Annotated in this window: 15 protein-coding genes; 5 read left to right on the top strand and 10 right to left on the bottom strand. The window is 71.2% G+C overall.

Features of this window, described 5'->3' with window-relative positions; all coding sequences use genetic code 11:
• Nucleotides 1-1,593 (bottom strand): UPF0182 family protein (locus A5673_RS20975; RefSeq protein WP_197518441.1); only part of this gene is annotated, 1,593 nt, incomplete at its 3' end.
• A gap of 92 nt (nucleotides 1,594-1,685) precedes the next feature.
• Nucleotides 1,686-2,708 (bottom strand): PDZ domain-containing protein, encoded by a 1,023-nt coding sequence (locus tag A5673_RS20980; RefSeq protein WP_068236866.1) that lies wholly within the window; start codon nucleotides 2,706-2,708, stop codon nucleotides 1,686-1,688.
• 78 nt (nucleotides 2,709-2,786) lie between these two features.
• Between A5673_RS20980 and A5673_RS20985 the strand changes: the two genes are divergently transcribed.
• From A5673_RS20985 to A5673_RS20995, 3 genes are all read left to right on the top strand, one after another.
• Nucleotides 2,787-4,175 (top strand): zinc-dependent metalloprotease, encoded by a 1,389-nt coding sequence (locus tag A5673_RS20985; protein WP_369806506.1) that lies wholly within the window; start codon nucleotides 2,787-2,789, stop codon nucleotides 4,173-4,175.
• Nucleotides 4,176-4,283: 108 nt separating this feature from the next.
• Nucleotides 4,284-4,814 carry a PE family protein gene (locus tag A5673_RS30480; protein WP_068236872.1) on the top strand — a complete coding sequence of 177 codons (531 nt, stop codon included), beginning with the start codon at nucleotides 4,284-4,286 and terminating at the stop codon, nucleotides 4,812-4,814.
• A gap of 59 nt (nucleotides 4,815-4,873) precedes the next feature.
• Complete coding sequence (locus tag A5673_RS20995) at nucleotides 4,874-5,713, top strand: cyclodehydratase (protein ID WP_068236875.1); 840 nt, start codon at nucleotides 4,874-4,876, stop codon at nucleotides 5,711-5,713.
• Here A5673_RS20995 and A5673_RS29670 read toward each other — a convergent pair.
• The gene (locus A5673_RS29670) at nucleotides 5,710-5,883 is read right to left on the bottom strand and encodes a hypothetical protein (protein ID WP_197518442.1); all 174 of its coding nucleotides are present in this window, start codon (nucleotides 5,881-5,883) and stop codon (nucleotides 5,710-5,712) included. The genes A5673_RS20995 and A5673_RS29670 overlap by 4 nt on opposite strands.
• A 73-nt stretch (nucleotides 5,884-5,956) precedes the next feature.
• Here A5673_RS29670 and A5673_RS21000 point away from each other — a divergent pair, with 73 nt between their 5' ends.
• On the top strand, nucleotides 5,957-7,300 hold the full coding sequence (locus A5673_RS21000; RefSeq protein WP_068236878.1) for an AarF/ABC1/UbiB kinase family protein: 1,344 nt from the start codon (nucleotides 5,957-5,959) through the stop codon (nucleotides 7,298-7,300).
• Between the two features lie 88 nt (nucleotides 7,301-7,388).
• On the opposite strand, the gene A5673_RS21005 is transcribed toward A5673_RS21000, so the two are convergent.
• The 3 genes from A5673_RS21005 to A5673_RS21010 form a co-directional block, all read right to left on the bottom strand.
• Complete coding sequence (locus tag A5673_RS21005) at nucleotides 7,389-7,658, bottom strand: WhiB family transcriptional regulator (protein ID WP_068236880.1); 270 nt, start codon at nucleotides 7,656-7,658, stop codon at nucleotides 7,389-7,391.
• A 130-nt stretch (nucleotides 7,659-7,788) separates the two neighbouring features.
• Nucleotides 7,789-7,938 carry a hypothetical protein gene (locus A5673_RS29240; protein ID WP_156748441.1) on the bottom strand — a complete coding sequence of 50 codons (150 nt, stop codon included), beginning with the start codon at nucleotides 7,936-7,938 and terminating at the stop codon, nucleotides 7,789-7,791.
• Nucleotides 7,939-8,036: 98 nt separating this feature from the next.
• Nucleotides 8,037-10,136 carry an ATP-dependent DNA helicase UvrD2 gene (locus A5673_RS21010; protein ID WP_369806507.1) on the bottom strand — a complete coding sequence of 700 codons (2,100 nt, stop codon included), beginning with the start codon at nucleotides 10,134-10,136 and terminating at the stop codon, nucleotides 8,037-8,039.
• A 119-nt stretch (nucleotides 10,137-10,255) separates the two neighbouring features.
• Here A5673_RS21010 and mrx1 point away from each other — a divergent pair, with 119 nt between their 5' ends.
• Nucleotides 10,256-10,507, top strand: coding sequence for a mycoredoxin Mrx1 (gene mrx1 / locus A5673_RS21015; RefSeq protein ID WP_068236883.1), 252 nt, complete (start codon nucleotides 10,256-10,258; stop codon nucleotides 10,505-10,507).
• 5 nt (nucleotides 10,508-10,512) lie between these two features.
• Here the strand turns inward: mrx1 and nudC are convergent, their stop codons facing one another.
• The 4 genes from nudC to A5673_RS21035 form a co-directional block, all read right to left on the bottom strand.
• Nucleotides 10,513-11,436 (bottom strand): NAD(+) diphosphatase, encoded by a 924-nt coding sequence (gene nudC / locus A5673_RS21020; RefSeq protein WP_068236886.1) that lies wholly within the window; start codon nucleotides 11,434-11,436, stop codon nucleotides 10,513-10,515.
• A 59-nt stretch (nucleotides 11,437-11,495) separates the two neighbouring features.
• Nucleotides 11,496-12,566 (bottom strand): TrkA family potassium uptake protein, encoded by a 1,071-nt coding sequence (locus A5673_RS21025; RefSeq protein ID WP_068236889.1) that lies wholly within the window; start codon nucleotides 12,564-12,566, stop codon nucleotides 11,496-11,498.
• Between the two features lie 51 nt (nucleotides 12,567-12,617).
• Nucleotides 12,618-15,911 (bottom strand): ATP-dependent helicase, encoded by a 3,294-nt coding sequence (locus tag A5673_RS21030; protein ID WP_369806508.1) that lies wholly within the window; start codon nucleotides 15,909-15,911, stop codon nucleotides 12,618-12,620.
• The coding region (locus tag A5673_RS21035; protein ID WP_231971393.1) for a PD-(D/E)XK nuclease family protein at nucleotides 15,878-17,078 on the bottom strand (1,201 nt) is incomplete at its 5' end. The genes A5673_RS21030 and A5673_RS21035, both read right to left, overlap by 34 nt.

The following is a 17,078-nucleotide window of genomic DNA, read 5'->3' on the forward strand; positions in this document are numbered from 1 at the left end:
CCCGGTGTAGGTGTAGTTCTTGGTTTCGGTGCTGGTCTCGTAGTCGTATTCGCGGTCGTTGCCGTTGCGGCCCACGATCGCGTAGTCGGCGGAGGTGTTGGAGATGACCGGTCCGTAGTAGATACGCGGCTGCTCCAGTGGCGCCGGCCCGTCGGACACGATGCTGCCGTTGGCGCCGACGACGTTGGCCAGAAATTCGGGGTAGCCGCCATTTTGGTTGGGGTCATTGGCGATTCCGCGCACCGTGTTGGCCGGCGACGCGATGAACCCGTTGCCGTGGGTGTAGACGGTGTGCCGGTTGATCCAGTCCCGCTGGTTGTCGATCAGGCGGTCGGGGTTGAGTTCCCGTGCGGCGACGACATAGTCGCGCAGCGCCCCGTTGCGGTCGAGGTAGCGGTCGATGGAGAGCTGGTCGGGGAAGTAGTAGAAGTTCTTGCCCTGCTGGAACTGGGTGAACGCCGGGCTGACAATCGTGGGGTCCAGCAGCCGGATGTTGGAAGTGGTCGCGCGGTCGGCTGCGACCTGCTGCGCCGTGGCCTGCCCGTCGCCGCTGTAGTTGCGGTAGCTGACCTGGTCGGACGTCAGGCCGTAGGCCTGTCGCGTGGCGGCGATGCTGCGGCTGATGTATTCGCTTTCCTTTTGCGCCGCATTGGGTCTGACGCTGATCTGCTCGACGATCAACGGCCAGCCGGCGCCCACGATCAGCGACGACAGCAACAACAGCACCAGGCCGATGGCCGGAATCCGCAAGTCGCGCAGGACGATTGCGGAGAACACCGCGGCCGCGCAGATCACGGCGATCGCCATCAGGATTAGCTTCGCCGGCAGCACGGCATTGATGTCGGTGTACCCCGCACCGGTGAACGGCTTGCCGCCGCGGGTGTGCGACAGCAGCTCGTAGCGGTCCAGCCAATAGGCGACGGCCTTGAGCAGCACCAGCAGCCCGACCAGGGTGACCAGCTGGATTCGCGCCGAGCGGCTCAGTGCCCCGGTGCGGCCGGAGAGCCGGATGCCGCCAAAGATGTAGTGCGACAGCACGTTCCCCAAAAAGGCCAGGAAAACCGCCACGAACATGTAGCTGAGCAGGAGCCGGTAGAACGGGAGGTCGAACGCGTAGAAGCCCAGGTCCTTGCCGAACTGCGGATCCCTGATACCGAAGCTCCCGCCGTGCAGGAAGAGCTGCACCCGCACCCAGTAGCTCTGCGCGATGATGCCGGCCAGCAGGCCCACGGCCACCGGTACGCCGATGCCGACCACCCGCAGCCGCGAAACCACGACCGCCCGGTACCGCGCGACGGGATCGTTGTTGTTGCTCGGCACGAACACGGGCCGGGTGCGATAGGCCAGGGCGAGCCCGGCGAACACGATCCCGCCGACCAGCAGTCCGGCGACCAGAAAGACCACGATGCGGGTAACCAGCACGGTGGTGAACACCGAGCGGTAGCCGAGCTCGCCGAACCACAGCCAGTCGACGTAGGCGTCGATCAGCCGCGGGCCCGCGAGCAGCAAAACGATCACACCCAGTGCGATCAGGATCAGAATCCGGCTGCGCCGAGTCAGCTTCGGCATCCGTGCGGTGGGCCGCATCCCCACTGGCTACGCTCCCTGATCGTTTGGCTGGGCTGGTGAAATTCTGGGATTTCTAGCTCACAACTGTACGCATCTCGCGCGGCCGCCCGGCCGGGCTAGCAACTGGGCGGCTGACCCCCGGACGTGATCGCGTGCAGCGCGTCCACCGCCTGGCCGAGGGTCTCCACCTTCACCAAGCGCAAGCCGGACGGATTGTCCGAGCTCGCCTCGTAACAATTCTTGGCGGGCACCAGAAACACCGTGGCCCCGGCCGCGTGCGCGGCGACCATCTTGTGGGTGATGCCGCCGATCTGGCCCACTTTGCCGTCGACCGAGATGGTGCCGGTTCCCGCGATGAACTTCGAGCCGGCCAGGTCACCGGTGGTCAGCTTGTCGACGACCGCGAGGCTGAACATCAGCCCGGCCGACGGGCCGCCCACGTTGGCGAGGTTGAAGTCGACGGTGAACGGCGCCCACGGCGCGTCGAGCACCGCAACACCCATGAAGCCGTAGTCGCGATCCTTGTTCGTTCCCAGCGTAATTTGCGCCACCCCGGCCGGCTCGTTCTTGCGGCGGTAGTCGATCGTGAGGACCTGACCCGGCTTGGTGTTCTTCAGGTATCCGGTGAACTGCTCGACGGTGGCCACCGGCGTGCCGTTGACCGCGTCGATGGCGTCGCCGGACTTCAGCTTGCCCGCCGACGGCCCGGGGTCGCTGACCGTCGCGACGGTCACCGCGACCGGGTACTTCAGGTACCCCAGGGCGGCGTATTCGGCGCTGTCCTCCGACTGCTTGAAGTCGGCGTTGTTGGCCTTGTCGACCTCGTCCCGCGACTTGCCCGGCGGGTAGACGAGGTCGCGCGGAACCAGCTGTTCCTGTCCGGACAGCCACAGCGTCAGCGCTTCGCCGAGGCTCAGCTCGTCGCGCTGCGACACCGTCGTCATGTTGAGGTGTCCGGTGGTCGGGTGCGTCACGGTGCCCTCGATCGCGACCACCTGCTTGCCGTCGACCTCGCCGAGCGTGTCGAACGTCGGACCTGGCCCCAGCGACACGAACGGCACCGTCACCACCGCGAGCAGCACGCCGAAAACGACGATCGGCACCAGCGCGACGAGCAAGGTCAGGATCCGCCTGTTCACGCCGCTTACCCTAACCGGACCCCGCGCAGGCCCGTTCAGCTACGAGCGTGACCCGAGATCGCACGTCGCCTTCCGGCGGTGGGTACCGTTAGCGGTATGCCTGACCTGCCTTTCGGCTTCTCCTCCGGCGAGGACCCCGAGCACGAGAAGCACGGCAAGAAAGATCCCGAATCCGGCTCGGGGGCGTCCGACCCGTTGGGCGCCTTCGGCCTGAGCGGGGATTTCGGCATGGGCGACCTGGGTCAGATCTTCACCCAGCTGGGCCAGATGTTTTCCAGCGCGGGCACCGTCACGACCGGGGGGAAGGCGTCGGGACCGGTCAACTACGAGCTGGCGCGCCGCGTCGCGTCCAGCTCGATCGGGTTCGTCGCACCCATCCCCGCCTCGACGACCAAGGCGATCGCCGATGCGGTCCACCTCGCCGAGACCTGGCTGGACGGCGCGACGGCGCTGCCCGCGGGCACGTCGAAGGCGGTGGGGTGGAGCCCCACCGACTGGGTCGACAACACGCTGGCGACCTGGAAGCGGCTCTGCGATCCGATGGCCGAACAGATCGGGACGGTGTGGGCGTCGTCGTTGCCGGAGGAGGCCAAGAGCATGGCGGGCCCGCTGCTGGCGATGATGTCGCAGATGGGCGGCATGGCCTTCGGCTCGCAGCTGGGCCAGGCGCTGGGCCGGCTGTCGCGCGAGGTGCTGACGTCGACCGACATCGGTCTGCCGCTCGGTCCCAAGGGGATCGCCGCGATCCTGCCCGACGCGCTCGAATCGTTCGCCGCCGGGCTCGAGCAGCCGCGCAGCGAGATCCTGACCTTCCTGGCCGCCCGCGAGGCCGCGCACCACCGGCTGTTCAGCCACGTGCCGTGGCTGTCCAGCCAGTTGCTGGGCGCGGTCGAGGCCTACGCCCGGGGCATGAAGATCGACATGAGCGGGATCGAGGAGCTGGCGCGCGACTTCAATCCGGCGTCGCTGGCCGATCCGGCGGCCATCGAGAGCCTGCTCGGTCAGGGCGTCTTCGAGCCGAAGGCGACCCCGGAGCAGCAGCAGGCGCTGGAGCGGCTCGAAACCCTGCTGGCATTGATCGACGGCTGGGTGCAGGTGGTGGTCACCGCGGCCCTGGGCGATCGCATCCCCGGCACTGCCGCGCTGAGCGAGACGCTGCGCCGGCGCCGGGCCAGCGGCGGCCCGGCCGAGCAGACGTTCGCGACGCTGGTCGGTCTCGAGCTGCGCCCACGCAAGCTGCGGGAGGCCGCCGCGCTGTGGGAGCGCCTGACCGAGGCCGCCGGCGCCGACGCCCGCGACGCCGTCTGGCAGCACCCGGACCTGCTGCCCGGCGCCGAGGACCTCGACGAGCCGGCCGGATTCATCGACCGCATCATCGGCGGAGACACCAGCGGCATCGACGAGGCGATCGCCAAACTCGAGGACCCCGACACCGATGACCCGGCCGGGGGCGCCGCGGATAACTGAGCGGTCATCACCCCCTGAGAAAACCACCGATCGAGTAGGCGGCTACTCGCGACAGATCGGCAAGTCCGCCCGATACTTGTCTTTGCTGTGGCGAATCGGAGGTCAGACATGGCGCAGGTGATCGCGGTCCCGGAGGCGATGGCCGCGGCGGCAGCGGACTTGGCGAGCGTCGGCTCGAACCTTAGCGTGGCGCACCTGGCGGCGGCCGGCCCGACCGTCGCGGTGGCGCCCGCGGCCGGCGACGAGGTGTCCGCGGGTATCGCGCAGCTGTTCTCCCGGCACGCCCAGGGGTATCAGGCGCTGGCCGGCCAGGCGGCGGCGTTGCAGGAGCAGTTTGTGCGGCGGTTGACCGGGGGCGCCGGCTCGTATGCGGCGGCGGAGGCCGCCAACGCCGGGGTGTTGCAGACCCTCGACGAGATGGCGGGGTCGTTCAGCGGCACCGTGGCCTCCCTGCCGGGCCACCTGAACAACCTGCTGATCAGCACACAAACCGCGGTGGACCGATTCGTGCTCCATCCGTTGATTGGTTTTTGGAACGACCTGAAACTCTTCGTGTCGAACATGATCGGTGTGCTCGTCATCGCCGCAATATTCCTCGCGATCCTGCTGGCTGCCCTATTGGGACTCACGCCGTTGTAACCAGACGCTGTGGATAACCGTGCGCGCCGCCCGCCGTCCCCCTGGCACAGTCTCCAGCGATGACGTACGCGCTCGACCCGGCGATGCCGGTGCTGCTGCGGCCCGACGGCGCCGTGCAGGTCGGCTGGGATCCGCGCCGGGCCGTGCTGGTCCGTCCGCCGCGCGGCCTCGCCGCACCCGATTTGGCCGGGCTGCTGCGGTCCATGCGGTCGCCCACCGCCCTCTCCGAGTTGCGGCGGCACGCCGTCGACCGCGGGCTGCGCGACACCGAGGGCCTGGCCGGCCTGGTCGCCCAACTGGTGGGCGCGGGCGTCGCGACCGAATGCCGGCGGCCTCGCGGGCGGGCGGCGTCGATCCGCATCCACGGCCGCGGCCCGCTGTCCGAGCTGCTGGTGGAGGCGCTGCGCTGCTCGGGGGCCCGCGTCGCCACCAGCAGCCAGCCGCACGCCGCCGTGTCGCCCGACTCGGTGGACCTGGTGGTGCTGTCGGATTATCTGGTCGCCGACCCCCGCCTGGTCCGCGACCTGCACGGGCGGGGCGTCCCGCACCTTCCGGTTCGGGTGCGCGACGGCACGGGTCTGGTGGGCCCGCTGGTCATTCCCGGCGTGACGAGTTGTCTGGGCTGCGCCGACCTGCACCGCCGCGACCGCGACGCCTCGTGGCCGGCGATCGCCGCCCAGCTGCGCGACACCGTCGGGGTGGCCGACCGGGCCACGCTGCTCGCGACGGCGGCGCTGGCGCTCGGTCAAGTGAACCGGGTCATCGCGGCCGTGCGCGGGCAGCAGGCCGTGCCCGATCCCGCGCCGCCCCCGGCCCTGAACGCCACGCTCGAGTTCGACCTGAACGCCGGCTCGATCGTCGCGCGGCAGTGGACCAGGCACCCGTTGTGCTCGTGCTAGCCCAGCCGCCCCTGTTCGGGGACGCAGGTCGAGACCGACGCATATGCCCTGGCGAGTTCCTCCAGGATCTCGGCGGTCAGGGTGCCGTCCTTGCGGTTCTTGTCCAGGGTTTCGATGATCGCCCTGAACAGGGCGTCGGCGGTGTCGTGCTGCGCTTGCTTTGCTGCCATGGCTTTGTCTCCTCGTCTCCCAAGTTCAAAGACAACCTATGGGCCGGATCACCGGTCCCGCGCGCCGACCGTCATGGATGATGGATGTGTGTCAGACATCAAACGCGGCCGTGCTGCGCGCAACGCCAAGCTGGCCAGCATCCCGGTCGGCTTCGCCGGTCGGGCGGCGCTCGGCTTCGGTAAACGGTTGACGGGCAAGTCGAGAGACGAAGTCCAGGCCGAGATGCTGGAGAAGGCCGCCAACCAGTTGTTCACCGTGCTGGGCGAGCTCAAGGGCGGGGCGATGAAGGTCGGGCAGGCCCTGTCGGTGATGGAAGCCGCCATCCCCGAGGAGTACGGCGAGCCCTACCGCGAGGCGCTGACCAAGCTGCAGAAGGACGCCCCGCCGCTGCCCGCGGCGAAGGTGCACCGCGTGCTCGACGCCCAGCTGGGCACCAAGTGGCGGGACCGGTTCAGCTCGTTCGACGACACCCCGATCGCCTCGGCCAGCATCGGCCAGGTGCACAAGGCGGTGTGGTCCGACGGCCGCGAGGTGGCGGTGAAGATCCAGTACCCGGGCGCCGACGAGGCGCTGCGCGCCGACCTCAAGACCATGCAGCGGATGGTCGGCGTGCTCAAGCAGCTCTCGCCGGGCGCGGACGTCCAGGGCGTGGTGGACGAACTGGTCGAGCGCACGGAGATGGAACTCGACTACCGGCTGGAGGCCGACAACCAGCGCAAGTTCGCCAAGGCGTACCAAGACAGCCCGCACTTTTTGGTGCCGCACGTGGTGGCCAGCGCGCCCAAGGTGGTGGTCCAGGAGTGGATCGAGGGGATCCACATGGCGGAGGTCATCCGCAACGGCACCACCGAGCAGCGCGACCTGATCGGCACCCGCCTGCTCGAGCTCACCTTCGACGCGCCGCGCCGGCTGGAAATGCTGCACGGCGACGCCCACCCCGGGAACTTCATGCTGATGCCCGACGGCCGGATGGGCGTCATCGACTTCGGTGCCGTCGCGCCCCTGCCCGGCGGCTTTCCCGTCGAGCTGGGCATGACGATCCGGTTGGCCCGCGACAAGAACTACGACCTGCTGTTGCCGACGATGGAGAAGGTCGGCTTCATCCAGAAGGGCCAGCAGGTCTCGGTGCGCGACATCGACGAGATGCTGCGCCAGTACGTCGAGCCCATCGAGGTCGACGTCTTCCACTACACCCGCAAGTGGCTGCAGAAGATGACCGTGGTGCAGATAGACCGATCGGTGTCGCAGATCAAGACGGCCCGGCAGATGGACCTGCCGCCCAAGCTGGCGATACCGATGCGCGTCATCGCCTCCGTGGCCGCGATCCTGTGCCAGCTGGACGCGCACGTGCCGATCAAGGCGCTCTCGGAGCAATTGATCCCCGGCTTCGCCGAGCCCGACACCGCCGTCGTCTAGGCGGCTTCAACTCCGCGAGGGTGCAACTACCGACGGTCTCTCTCGTCGGAAAATGCGTCGGCAGTTGCACTTTCGCGGCGCGTTTTTTCTAGGCGGCGACGACGTCTTTACGCGGCCGTCCGCGCGGGCGCTTGCGGCTCACGATCGAGCCGCGCTCGAGGATCTCCCCGCCCCACACGCCCCACGGTTCGGCCCGTTCCAGCGCCGCGGCCAGGCATTGCCGGCGGACCGGGCAGGCCCCGCACAGCGTCTTGGCGCGCTCGAGGTCGGCCGGCGCCTCGGCGAACCACAGGTCGGGATCGTCGACATGACAAGGCAATTCCGGCAGCGTCGGTCTTCGGAGTGGCAATGCCGACATGTCCTGCTCACCTGCTTCCTGGTCGGGTGGTTTGTCCTTCGTGATCCGGACCAGGGAGGTTGTCGACCCAAATAACTGTGGCCACGGATCCTGCTGACTTCGGGTCCGTGGCCATCTTCGAGGGGGCTAGTTAGGGATGGCCCCCATCCACGGACTTCTCGGTCGCGGCGGCGACACGGTGCTTGACCGCTGCCGCCGGCACGGCGGCATGGGCGGCATGGGAGGTAGCCGCGGTCAGCACCGCGGCGGCCACGCCTACACCGAACGCGTTGGTGATCATCGTGGCGACCCTCCTCTCAGCTGGCAGCAATGTGCGGTTTCGAGGGTAAAGGGTAGCGGCCCGTCCCCACAACCGATTTTCTGACCTGCGATTTTGCCTCAGCGGGCGGCGCGGACCAGCTCCAGCACGTCGGGCCCGTACTGCTCGAGCTTGCGCGCGCCGATGCCCGGGATCGCGATCAGCGCCGATTCGTCGCCGGGCAGCAGCTCGGCGATCGCGATCAGCGTGTTGTCGCTGAAGACGACGTACGCGGGCACCTGCTGCTCCTTGGCGACGTCCAGGCGCCAGGCCTTGAGCCGCAGCAACAACTCCTCGTCGATGTCGGCCGCGCACGTCTCGCACCGCCGCAGCATGATGGCCGCCGGGGTGGTCAGGTTGTTGTTGCAGATCCGGCAGCGCGTCGCGGCGCCCCGGGCGCGCCGGGGTTTGGCCGGCGCGGCGGCCGCGCGGGCCTGCGGCGCGATGCCGTTGAGGAACCGCGACGGCTTGCGGCCCTGCCGCCCGCCCGGGCTGCGGGCCAGCGCCCAGCTGAGCGCCAGATGGATTCGCGCCCGGGTGATTCCGACGTAGAGCAGCCGGCGCTCCTCCTCGACGGCCTCGCTTTCGGGCCCGTGCGCCAGCGCATGCGAGATGGGCAGCGTGCCGTCCGCCAGACCGACCAGGAACACCGCGTCCCACTCGAGCCCCTTGGCGGCGTGCAGCGAGGCCAGCGTGACGCCCTGGACCACCGGCGGATGCCGCGCGTCGGCGCGCAGGCGCAGCTCGGCCACCAGGCCCGGCAGGTCGAGCTGCGGGCGCTGCGCCACCTCGTCGTCGACGAGCTCGGCCAGACCGGACAGCGCCTCCCAGCGGTCCCGGGCCCGGGTGCCGGTCGGTTCCTCGGGCGTCAGCCCCAGGGGCTCCAGCACCGCGCGGACGACCTCCGGCAGCGGGCCGTCGGCGCCCCGGTCGGCCGCGCGCTGCAGCGCCAGCAGCGCCTGCTTGATCTCCTGGCGGTTGAAAAACCCCTCGCCGCCGCGGATCTGGTAGGTGATGCCGGCCTCGGTCAGCGCCTCCTCGTAGACCTCCGATTGCGCGTTGACCCGGTAGAGCACCGCGATTTCCGACGGCGGGGTGCCGGATTCGATCAGCCGGCCGATCGACTTGGCAACGGCCGCGGCCTCGGCGGTTTCGTCGGGGTGTTCGTGGAACGACGGCGCCGGGCCGGGCGCGCGCTGGCCGGACAGCTGCAGCTTGCTGCCGGCGACGCGCCCGCGCGCCGCGGCGATCACCTGGTTGGCCAGCGACACCACCTGGGGGGTGGACCGGTAGTCGCGTTCCAGGCGCACCACCGTGGCCTCGGGGAACCGCCGCGAGAAGTCGAGCAGGAACCGCGGCGTGGCCCCGGTGAACGAGTAGATGGTCTGGTTGGCGTCGCCGACGACGGTGAGGTCGTCGCGACCGCCGAGCCACGCCGCGAGCACGCGCTGTTGCAGCGGGGTGACGTCCTGGTACTCGTCGACGACAAAGCAGCGGTACCGGTTGCGGAACTCCTCGGCGACGGCGGCGTCGTTCTCGATGGCGGCCGCGGTGTGCAGCAGCAGGTCGTCGAAGTCCAGCAGCGCCATCGACTCGTCGCGCACTTTGAGGGCCTCGTAGGCGGCGTAGACGGCCGCGATCTGCTTGGCGTCCATCGGGACGTCCCGCCCGGCGTCGGCCACCGTCGGCGCGTACTCCTCCGGGCCGATGAGCGACGCCTTGGCCCACTCGATCTCCCCGGCCAGGTCGCGCACGTCGTCGGTGCTGACATTGAGCCGGCAGCGGCTGGCGGCCCTGGCCACGACGGGGAACTTGCTGTCGAGCAGCTGCCAGCCGGTGTCGCCGACCACGCGCGGCCAGAAGTAACGCAGCTGGCGGTGCGCGGCCGCGTGGAAGGTCAGGGCCTGCACGGCGCCCACGCCGGAGCCGGCGGTGGCCAGCGTCCGCAACCTGGAGCGCATCTCGCCCGCGGCCCGCTGGGTGAACGTGACCGCCAGGACCTGGCCGGCGGCCACGTGGCCGCCCGCGACCAGCTGGGCGATCCGGTGCGTGATGGTCCGGGTCTTTCCCGTCCCCGCGCCCGCGAGCACGCAGACCGGCCCCCGGGGAGCCAACACGGCCTCGCGCTGCTCGTCGTCCAGCTCGGCGGTCAGTGCTTCGGCCAGTGCTTCGGCGACCATCGGCATGGGCTTCATCTTGGCCTCCATGAAAGCAGGAGTGGCCGACAAACACGCCGCGGCGCGGGGGTGACTTGTGTTGCTCGCGGAACACGTCACCGCTGCGCTGCGTTAACCGGGCTATGGCCAACGCTGCGCTCACGGTTTACACGACGTCCTGGTGTGGTTACTGCCACCGGCTCAAGACGGTGCTCAACTCCGAGGGGATCTCCTACGACGAGGTCGACATCGAGGCCGACCCGGCCGCGGCGGAGTTCGTCGGCTCGGTCAACGGTGGCAACCGGACGGTCCCGACGGTGAAGTTCGCCGACGGGTCCACGCTGACCAACCCGGGCTCGGCCCAGGTCAAGGCGAAGCTGGCCGACGTCGGCTAGGGCGCTCAGTCCAGCCCGGCCCAGGACTCGATGATCACCCGCGCGATCGAAATCGAGCCGGGCAGAAGGAGTTTCGAGTCGGACGAGCTGCTCCAGTCGCCGGCCGCCAGGGCCGTGCGCACCTCGTCGCGGGTGAACCACTGCGCCTCGGCGATCTCGCCGTCGTTGAACGAGAACTCCTCGTCGGGGTCGCCGACGGCGTGGAAGCCGACCATCAGCGAGCGCGGGAACGGCCAGGGCTGGCTGCCCAGGTAGCGCACGTCGCGCACGGTCAGGCCGATCTCCTCGCGGATCTCGCGCGCGACGCACACTTCGAAGGACTCGCCGGCCTCCACGAACCCGGCCAGCAGGGAGAACATCCGCTCCGGCCACACCGCCTGGCGGGCCAGCACCGCGCGGTCGCCGCCGTCGTGGACGAGGCAGATCACCGCCGGGTCGATGCGCGGGAACTCCTCGTGACCGGTGACCGGGTTGACCCGGGCCCAGCCCCCTCGGGCGGGCCGTGTCGGCGATCCGTCCACCGCGCTGAAGCGCGCGCTGTCATGCCAATTCAGCAGCGCGAGGGCCGAGGACACCAGTTGGCTGCTGGTGTCGTCGAAGATCCGGCCGAGGCTGCGCAGGTTCACCACCTCGGCCCGCGCGTCGGGATCCTCGGGCGCCTGCAGCGCGCCGCGGACGGCCCAGACGTGGCGGCCGCCCTCGATGCGGCCCAGGAACACCGCCTCCGGGGGCGGCTTGTCGCCCAGCGCGGCCGCGTTGCCGAGCAGCACCCGGCCGTCGACGACCAACACCTGGTTGCGCGAATCCACCCGCAGCAGCGCGGCATCCGCCCAGCCCGCGGCCGCCGCGTCGACGTCGGTGCGCAGTTGGTCGGCGCGGTCGGCGCCGACGCGCGACAGCAGCGGAACGCTTTGCAGCTGAAAATCCACGGGCTACATCCTCCGATGGCGACCCGCCGCGCCCGGCTCCGCCGCGCTTGCGATCGCCATCAATGTCCGGCCTGGCGGATGTAGAGCAGCCGGTCGCTGGCCTCGATCGCATCCACCTCGGGCGCGCCGATGCGCAGCAGGTGCCCGTCGCGCACCACGCCCAGCACGATGTCGCGCAAATGCCTTGGGGATCCGCCGATCTCGGTCTGTTCGACCTCGCGTTCGGCGATCGCCAGCCCCGCGTCGGGGGTCAGCAGGTCCTCGATCATCTCCACCACGCTCGGCGTGGTGGTGGCGAGGCCCAACAGCCGGCCGGCGGTTTCGGAGGAGACCACCACCGAGTCCGCGCCCGACTGCTGCAGCAGGTGCTGGTTCTCGGCCTCCCGGATCGACGCGACGATCTTGGCCTTCGGCGCGATCTCCCGCGCCGTCAGCGTGACGAGCACGGCGGTGTCGTCGCGGCTGGCGGCGACGACGATCGATGCCGCGTGTTGCGCCCCGGCGAGCCGCAGCACGTCGGATTTGGTGGCGTCGCCGTGAACGGTGACCAGGCCGGCCGACGCGGCGTGTTCGAGGGCGGACCGGTCGGTGTCGACGACGACGATCTCGCCCTGGGCCTCCTCGTCGCCGAGGATGGCCGCGACCGCCGTTTTGCCCTTGGTGCCGTAGCCGATGACGACGGTGTGGTTGCGCACTTTGCTCCTCCAACGCTGGATCTTCCACGCCTGCCGCGACCGCTCGGAAAGCACCTCGAGCGTCGTGCCGACCAGCACGGCCAGGAACGCGATCCGCAGCGGTGTGAAGATCACCGTGTGGACCAGTCGCGCCGTCTCCGTGTACGGGGTGATGTCGCCGTAGCCGGTCGTCGACAGCGAGACCGCGGAGAAATAGAGGCAATCGAGGAAGGTCAGCGGCTGGCCGCGCACGTCGCGGTAGCCGCCGACGTCCACGTAGACGATGACGGCGGCGCCGAACAACACCAGCAACGCGATCGCGACCCGGCGGGTGATGACGCGGGTGGGGCTGGCGTGGTCCTCGGGGATGCGCAGCACGCCGACGAGCTGATGACCGGGCTGGGCGGTCAGGGTTTCGTCCAGGCCGCTGAGTTTGCGCGCCCTACCGTTGCCCACGGCTCCTATGTAACCACGCTGGCGGGCGGCACATGACGCGAGCGGCCCACCTCACACCGCCACGGCGGCGCCGCCGGCGGGACCGGCGAGCAACGCGGCCAGTTCGGCCGGTTCGGGCAGTTCATCGGGCGTGACCGTGGCGCCGGTGCGCACGTAGTAGAAGGCGGTGCGCACCGCGGACTCCGGAACTCCGGACAACGCCGCCCACGCCAACCGGTAGACCGCCAGCTGGACGGCGGCCTGGCGCAGCGCTTCCGCCCCGCGCGGCGGTTCGCCGGTCTTCCAATCCACGACGGTGGCGCCGCCGTCGGGGTCGGCGAACACGGCGTCGATGCGGCCGCGCACCACGGTGTCGCCGATCGGCATGTCGAACGGCACCTCGACGGCCACCGGCGTGCGGGCCGCCCAGCGCGATTCGGCGAACGTCGCCTGCAACGCGGCCAGGTCCTCGATGTCGCCGACGTCGGAGTCCGCCGCGCCCGGCAGGTCGCCGAGGTCGAACAGCGAGTCGGCGCCGTAGAACTGCTGGACCCAGGCGTGAAAGGCGGTGCCGAGCGCGGCGTGGGGGTCCGGACGGGAGGGCAGCCGGTGCGCCAGCCGCTGCGCCGCGGCCGCCGGGTCTCGGGCCAACTCGACCAGCCCGCTGACCGACACCTGGGTGGGCAGCGCCGCGGCGGACCGGCGATCCGAGCGCGCCCGCTCGGCCAGCAACGCGTCGACGTCGGCGGCCCAACCCTCGGCGTCGGAGCCGGGCTCGGCCACGTCGGCCGACATGGCCTGCACCACCAGGGCGGCGCCGGCCTCGACATCGCGGCGGCGCGCGTCGATCGGGTCGGTGGGCCACATGGCCTCGATGACGTTGTCGCGCATGGGGTTTCGTTCGCCGTCGGCCGGTGCGGGTGCCCAGTGTTCCACCACGCCGCACGGATCGCCGCCGGCGGAACCGTCGATGATGTCCTTGAGCTCGCACAGGAATTCCGACGGGCCCCGGGGTTTGACGCCGGTGGACCCCCACTGATGGCCCGAGACGAGCAGGGTGTCCTCGGCGCGGGTGATGGCCACGTACAGCAGCCGGCGTTCCTCGTCGACGCGCCGCTGTTCGAGCTGGCCCCGATGCTCGGAGATCTTGTCGGACAGCTGCTTTCGGTTGGTGACGTCGGAGGTGTCGAGCACCGGGATGCCCAGCGAGCCAGCCGCGGCGCGGTCGCCGCGCAGCAGCGGCGGCAGCTCGGCGGCGTCGGTGAGCCACGTGCTGCGCGACGCGGTCGAGGGAAAGATGCCGCCCGACAGGTGCGCGACCGCGACCACCTGCCACTCCAGGCCCTTCGCGGAGTGCACGGTGAGGACCTGAACCCGGTCCCGCGCCACCGCCGGCGCGGCGGGCGGCAGGCCGTTCTCGACTTCCTCGGCGACGTCGAGGTAAGCCAGCAGGCCGGCCACCGATGCCACCGACACGTCGGTCATCCGTTCGGCGTACGCGGCCACGACGTCGGCGAAGGCATCGAGATGTTCGGCCCCGGTCCAGGGCTGCGCCGCGGCGGCGGCCCGGACCTCGCAGTCGACACCCAGCACGCGGCGCACGTCGGCTACCAGGTCGGGCAGACAGTGGCCGAGGTGGCCGCGCAGGGCGCCGAGTTCGGCGGCCAGCGCGGTGATGCGCCGGTACCCCGCCGCCGAGTACGCGCCGGGGAGGCCGGGGTCGCTGATCGCGTCGGCCAGGCACGCGCCGTCGGAGTCGGGTCCGGCCGCCCTCGCGATCGATTCGGGCGACGCCGTCGCGCCCACCCGCCCCCCGGCCAGGGTCAGCGCCCGCTGCCAGAGCGCAGCGAGGTCCCGGCCGCCGAGGCGCCAGCGCGGGCCCGTCAGCACCCGCATCGCCGCCGCGCCGGCCGTCGGGTCGGCCACCAGCCGCAGCATGGCCACCACGTCGGCGACTTCGGGGACCGACAGCAGCCCCGCCAAACCCACCACCTCGACCGGGATTCCGCGCGCGCGCAGCGCGTCGGCCACCGGCGCCGCGTCGGCGTTGCGGCGCACCAGCACCGCGGCGGTCGGCGGGCTGACGCCGTCGGCGTAAGCCCGCTGGTAGCGCCCCTGAAGCTGGTCGGCGATCCACGCGCGTTCGGCCGCCACGTCGGCGAGCAACGCGCAGCGGACGGTGCCGGGCGGCGCGTCCGGGCGGGATCGCAACGCGTGCACCGCAACCGAGCGCCGCCGCGCCTCCGCCGAGATGGCGTTGGCCACCCGCAGGGCGCGCGGCGGGCTGCGCCAGCTGGTCCGCAGCTCCAAAACCGGTGCGGGCGTTCCGTCGGCGCGCGGGAAGTCGGTGCTGAACCGCGGCAGGTTGGTCGCCGAGGCGCCGCGCCAGCCGTAGATCGACTGGATCGGGTCCCCGACGGCGGTCAGCGCCAACCCGTCGTCGACCCCGCCGCCGAACAGCGCGGACAGCGCGATGCGCTGGGCGTGGCCGGTGTCCTGGTACTCGTCGAGCAGCACCACCCGGAAGCGGTTCCGCAGCTCCTCCCCGACCTGCGGGAAGGCCACTGCCAGCCGGGCGGCCGAGGCCATCTGCATGCCGAAGTCCATCGCCTTGTCGGCGCGCAAGCGCTCGCCCACCGCGTCGAGCAGCGGCACCAGCTCGGTGCGCTCGGTCTGGGCGGCCAGCAGCCGCAGCAGCCACTGGCTGGGTCCGCGGTCGCGCTGGTAGGGACCGGCCGGCAGGGCGTGGATCAGCCGCTCCAGCTCGAGGTGGGTGTCGCGGAGTTGATTGGTGTCCACCAGGTGCTCGGCCAGCTGACCCCACAGCCTCAGCACCATCGAGGTGACCGCGGCGGGGGTCTTGTCGGTGCGCAGCGCCCCGCGGTACCCGTTGACCACGTCGAAGGCGAGCTGCCACAGCTCGGTTTCGCCGAGCAGCCGGGTGTCCGGCTCGACCGGCAACAGCAGGCCGTGGTCGCGCAGCAGCGAGCCGGCGAAGGCGTGGTAGGTGCTGACCACCGGGGCGCCCTCCGGTTCCGGTGCGGCGGCGCCCAGACCGGTGCCGGCCAGCCGGGCCAGCCGGGAGCGCACCCGGCGCAGCAGCTGGCCGGCCGCCTTGCGGGTGAAGGTCAGCCCGAGCACCTGGCCGGGTTCGGCGTAGCCGTTGGCGATGAGCCACACCACCCGCGCGGCCATCGTCTCGGTCTTGCCGGCGCCGGCCCCGGCGATGACGACCAGCGGCCCCGGCGGCGCCGCGATGACGGCGGCCTGCTCGGCGGTGGGCGGGAAAAGCCCTAGCGCGCGGGCCAATTCGTCGGGGGTGTAGCGCGGGTTCACTGCGCCGGCCCCTCGGCGTGGGCGGGGCAGCTCGGCCGGATCGGGCAGTGCGCGCAACCGTCGTTGCGCCGCGCGACAAACTGCGGCCCGGCCGTCGCGTCGGCGGCCAGCCGCACGAGGTCGCGCCATTCGTCCCGCGCGGCCGCCGTCAGCGGATCCTGCTCGCGCACGGTGGCGCCGCCGGCGCCGGCCTTGCCGACGTACACCAGCCGGGCGCCGCCGGGCTCCTCCCCGGCCGCGATCATGCCCTCGGCCACCGCCAGCTGGTACAGCGCCAGCTGCGCGTGTTGTTGGGCGTCGTCCTTGCTCACCGGCGTCTTGCCGGTCTTGATGTCGACGATGACCAGCCGGCCGGCCGCGTCGCGCTCCAGCCGGTCGACCCGCCCGCGCAGCCGGATCTCGCCGCCGTCCTCGCGGGGTGTGCCGAGCGTTCCGTCGACGTCCACCTCGACGCCGACCTCGGTGAGTTCGCCCCGGGTCTGGGCGCGCCACTCGAGGAACGCCTGAACCATGGCGCGGTGGCGGGCCAGCTCGTTGGCGGCGTGCCACTGCGCGTCGAAGGGCAGGTGCTGCCAGGCCCGGTCCAGCTCCGCCAGCAATTGCGATTCCGTTTTGTCCGGTCCGGCGATCAGCGCGTGCAGCACCGAGCCGAGGGTGGAGCGCAGATCCCGCGCGTTCGTCCCGCCGTGGCGTTCGGCCAACCAGCGCAGCGGGCAGTCGGTGAGCGCCTGCAGGGTCGACGGCGTCAGGGTGACGGGCTCCCCGCCCGTCCGCAGCGGTTCGCTGGTGCTGACGGGCAGCAGGCCGTGCCAGCCGGCCGGGTCGGCGCCCGGCACCCCTGCCCTGGCCAGCCGGGCCAATTGCGTTGCCGCGCAACGGCGGTCGGCCTCGTCGACGGCGCCGTCGGGCGCGCACACCACGCCCCGCAGCCGGCCCACGAGCGCGGCCGCGGACAACACCCGCGGGGCGGAGACGGGGTGCGCCGCAAAGGGATCCCCGTCGGCCCACTGCGCGATTTCGGAGAAGAACGCCGACGGCAGCGCGGCCTGGCCGTCGGTCCCGCCAGCCTCGGCGTCGACCGCGGTCACCAGCACCCGGCGCCGGGCCCGGCCCAGCGCGGCGACCAGCAGCCGGCGCTCCTCGGCCAGCAGCGGAGCGCGCACCGAGGCGTCCCCGCCGACGCCGTCGAGCACGTCG

It is taken from the genome of Mycobacterium sp. E3198 (assembly GCF_001667015.1).
Classification (GTDB): Bacteria; Actinomycetota; Actinomycetes; order Mycobacteriales; family Mycobacteriaceae; genus Mycobacterium.

Bases quoted from the DNA above. Each gene is read 5' to 3' on its own strand.
- A5673_RS30480 (WP_068236872.1), top strand. From the start codon at position 4,284: ATGGCGCAGGTGATCGCGGTCCCGGAGGCGATGGCCGCGGCGGCAGCG.
- A5673_RS20995 (WP_068236875.1), top strand. From the start codon at position 4,874: ATGACGTACGCGCTCGACCCGGCGATGCCGGTGCTGCTGCGGCCCGAC.
- A5673_RS29670 (WP_197518442.1), bottom strand. From the start codon at position 5,883: ATGGCAGCAAAGCAAGCGCAGCACGACACCGCCGACGCCCTGTTCAGG.
- A5673_RS21000 (WP_068236878.1), top strand. From the start codon at position 5,957: ATGGATGATGGATGTGTGTCAGACATCAAACGCGGCCGTGCTGCGCGC.
- A5673_RS21005 (WP_068236880.1), bottom strand. From the start codon at position 7,658: ATGTCGGCATTGCCACTCCGAAGACCGACGCTGCCGGAATTGCCTTGT.
- A5673_RS29240 (WP_156748441.1), bottom strand. From the start codon at position 7,938: ATGATCACCAACGCGTTCGGTGTAGGCGTGGCCGCCGCGGTGCTGACC.
- A5673_RS21010 (WP_369806507.1), bottom strand. From the start codon at position 10,136: ATGGTCGCCGAAGCACTGGCCGAAGCACTGACCGCCGAGCTGGACGAC.
- mrx1 (WP_068236883.1), top strand. From the start codon at position 10,256: ATGGCCAACGCTGCGCTCACGGTTTACACGACGTCCTGGTGTGGTTAC.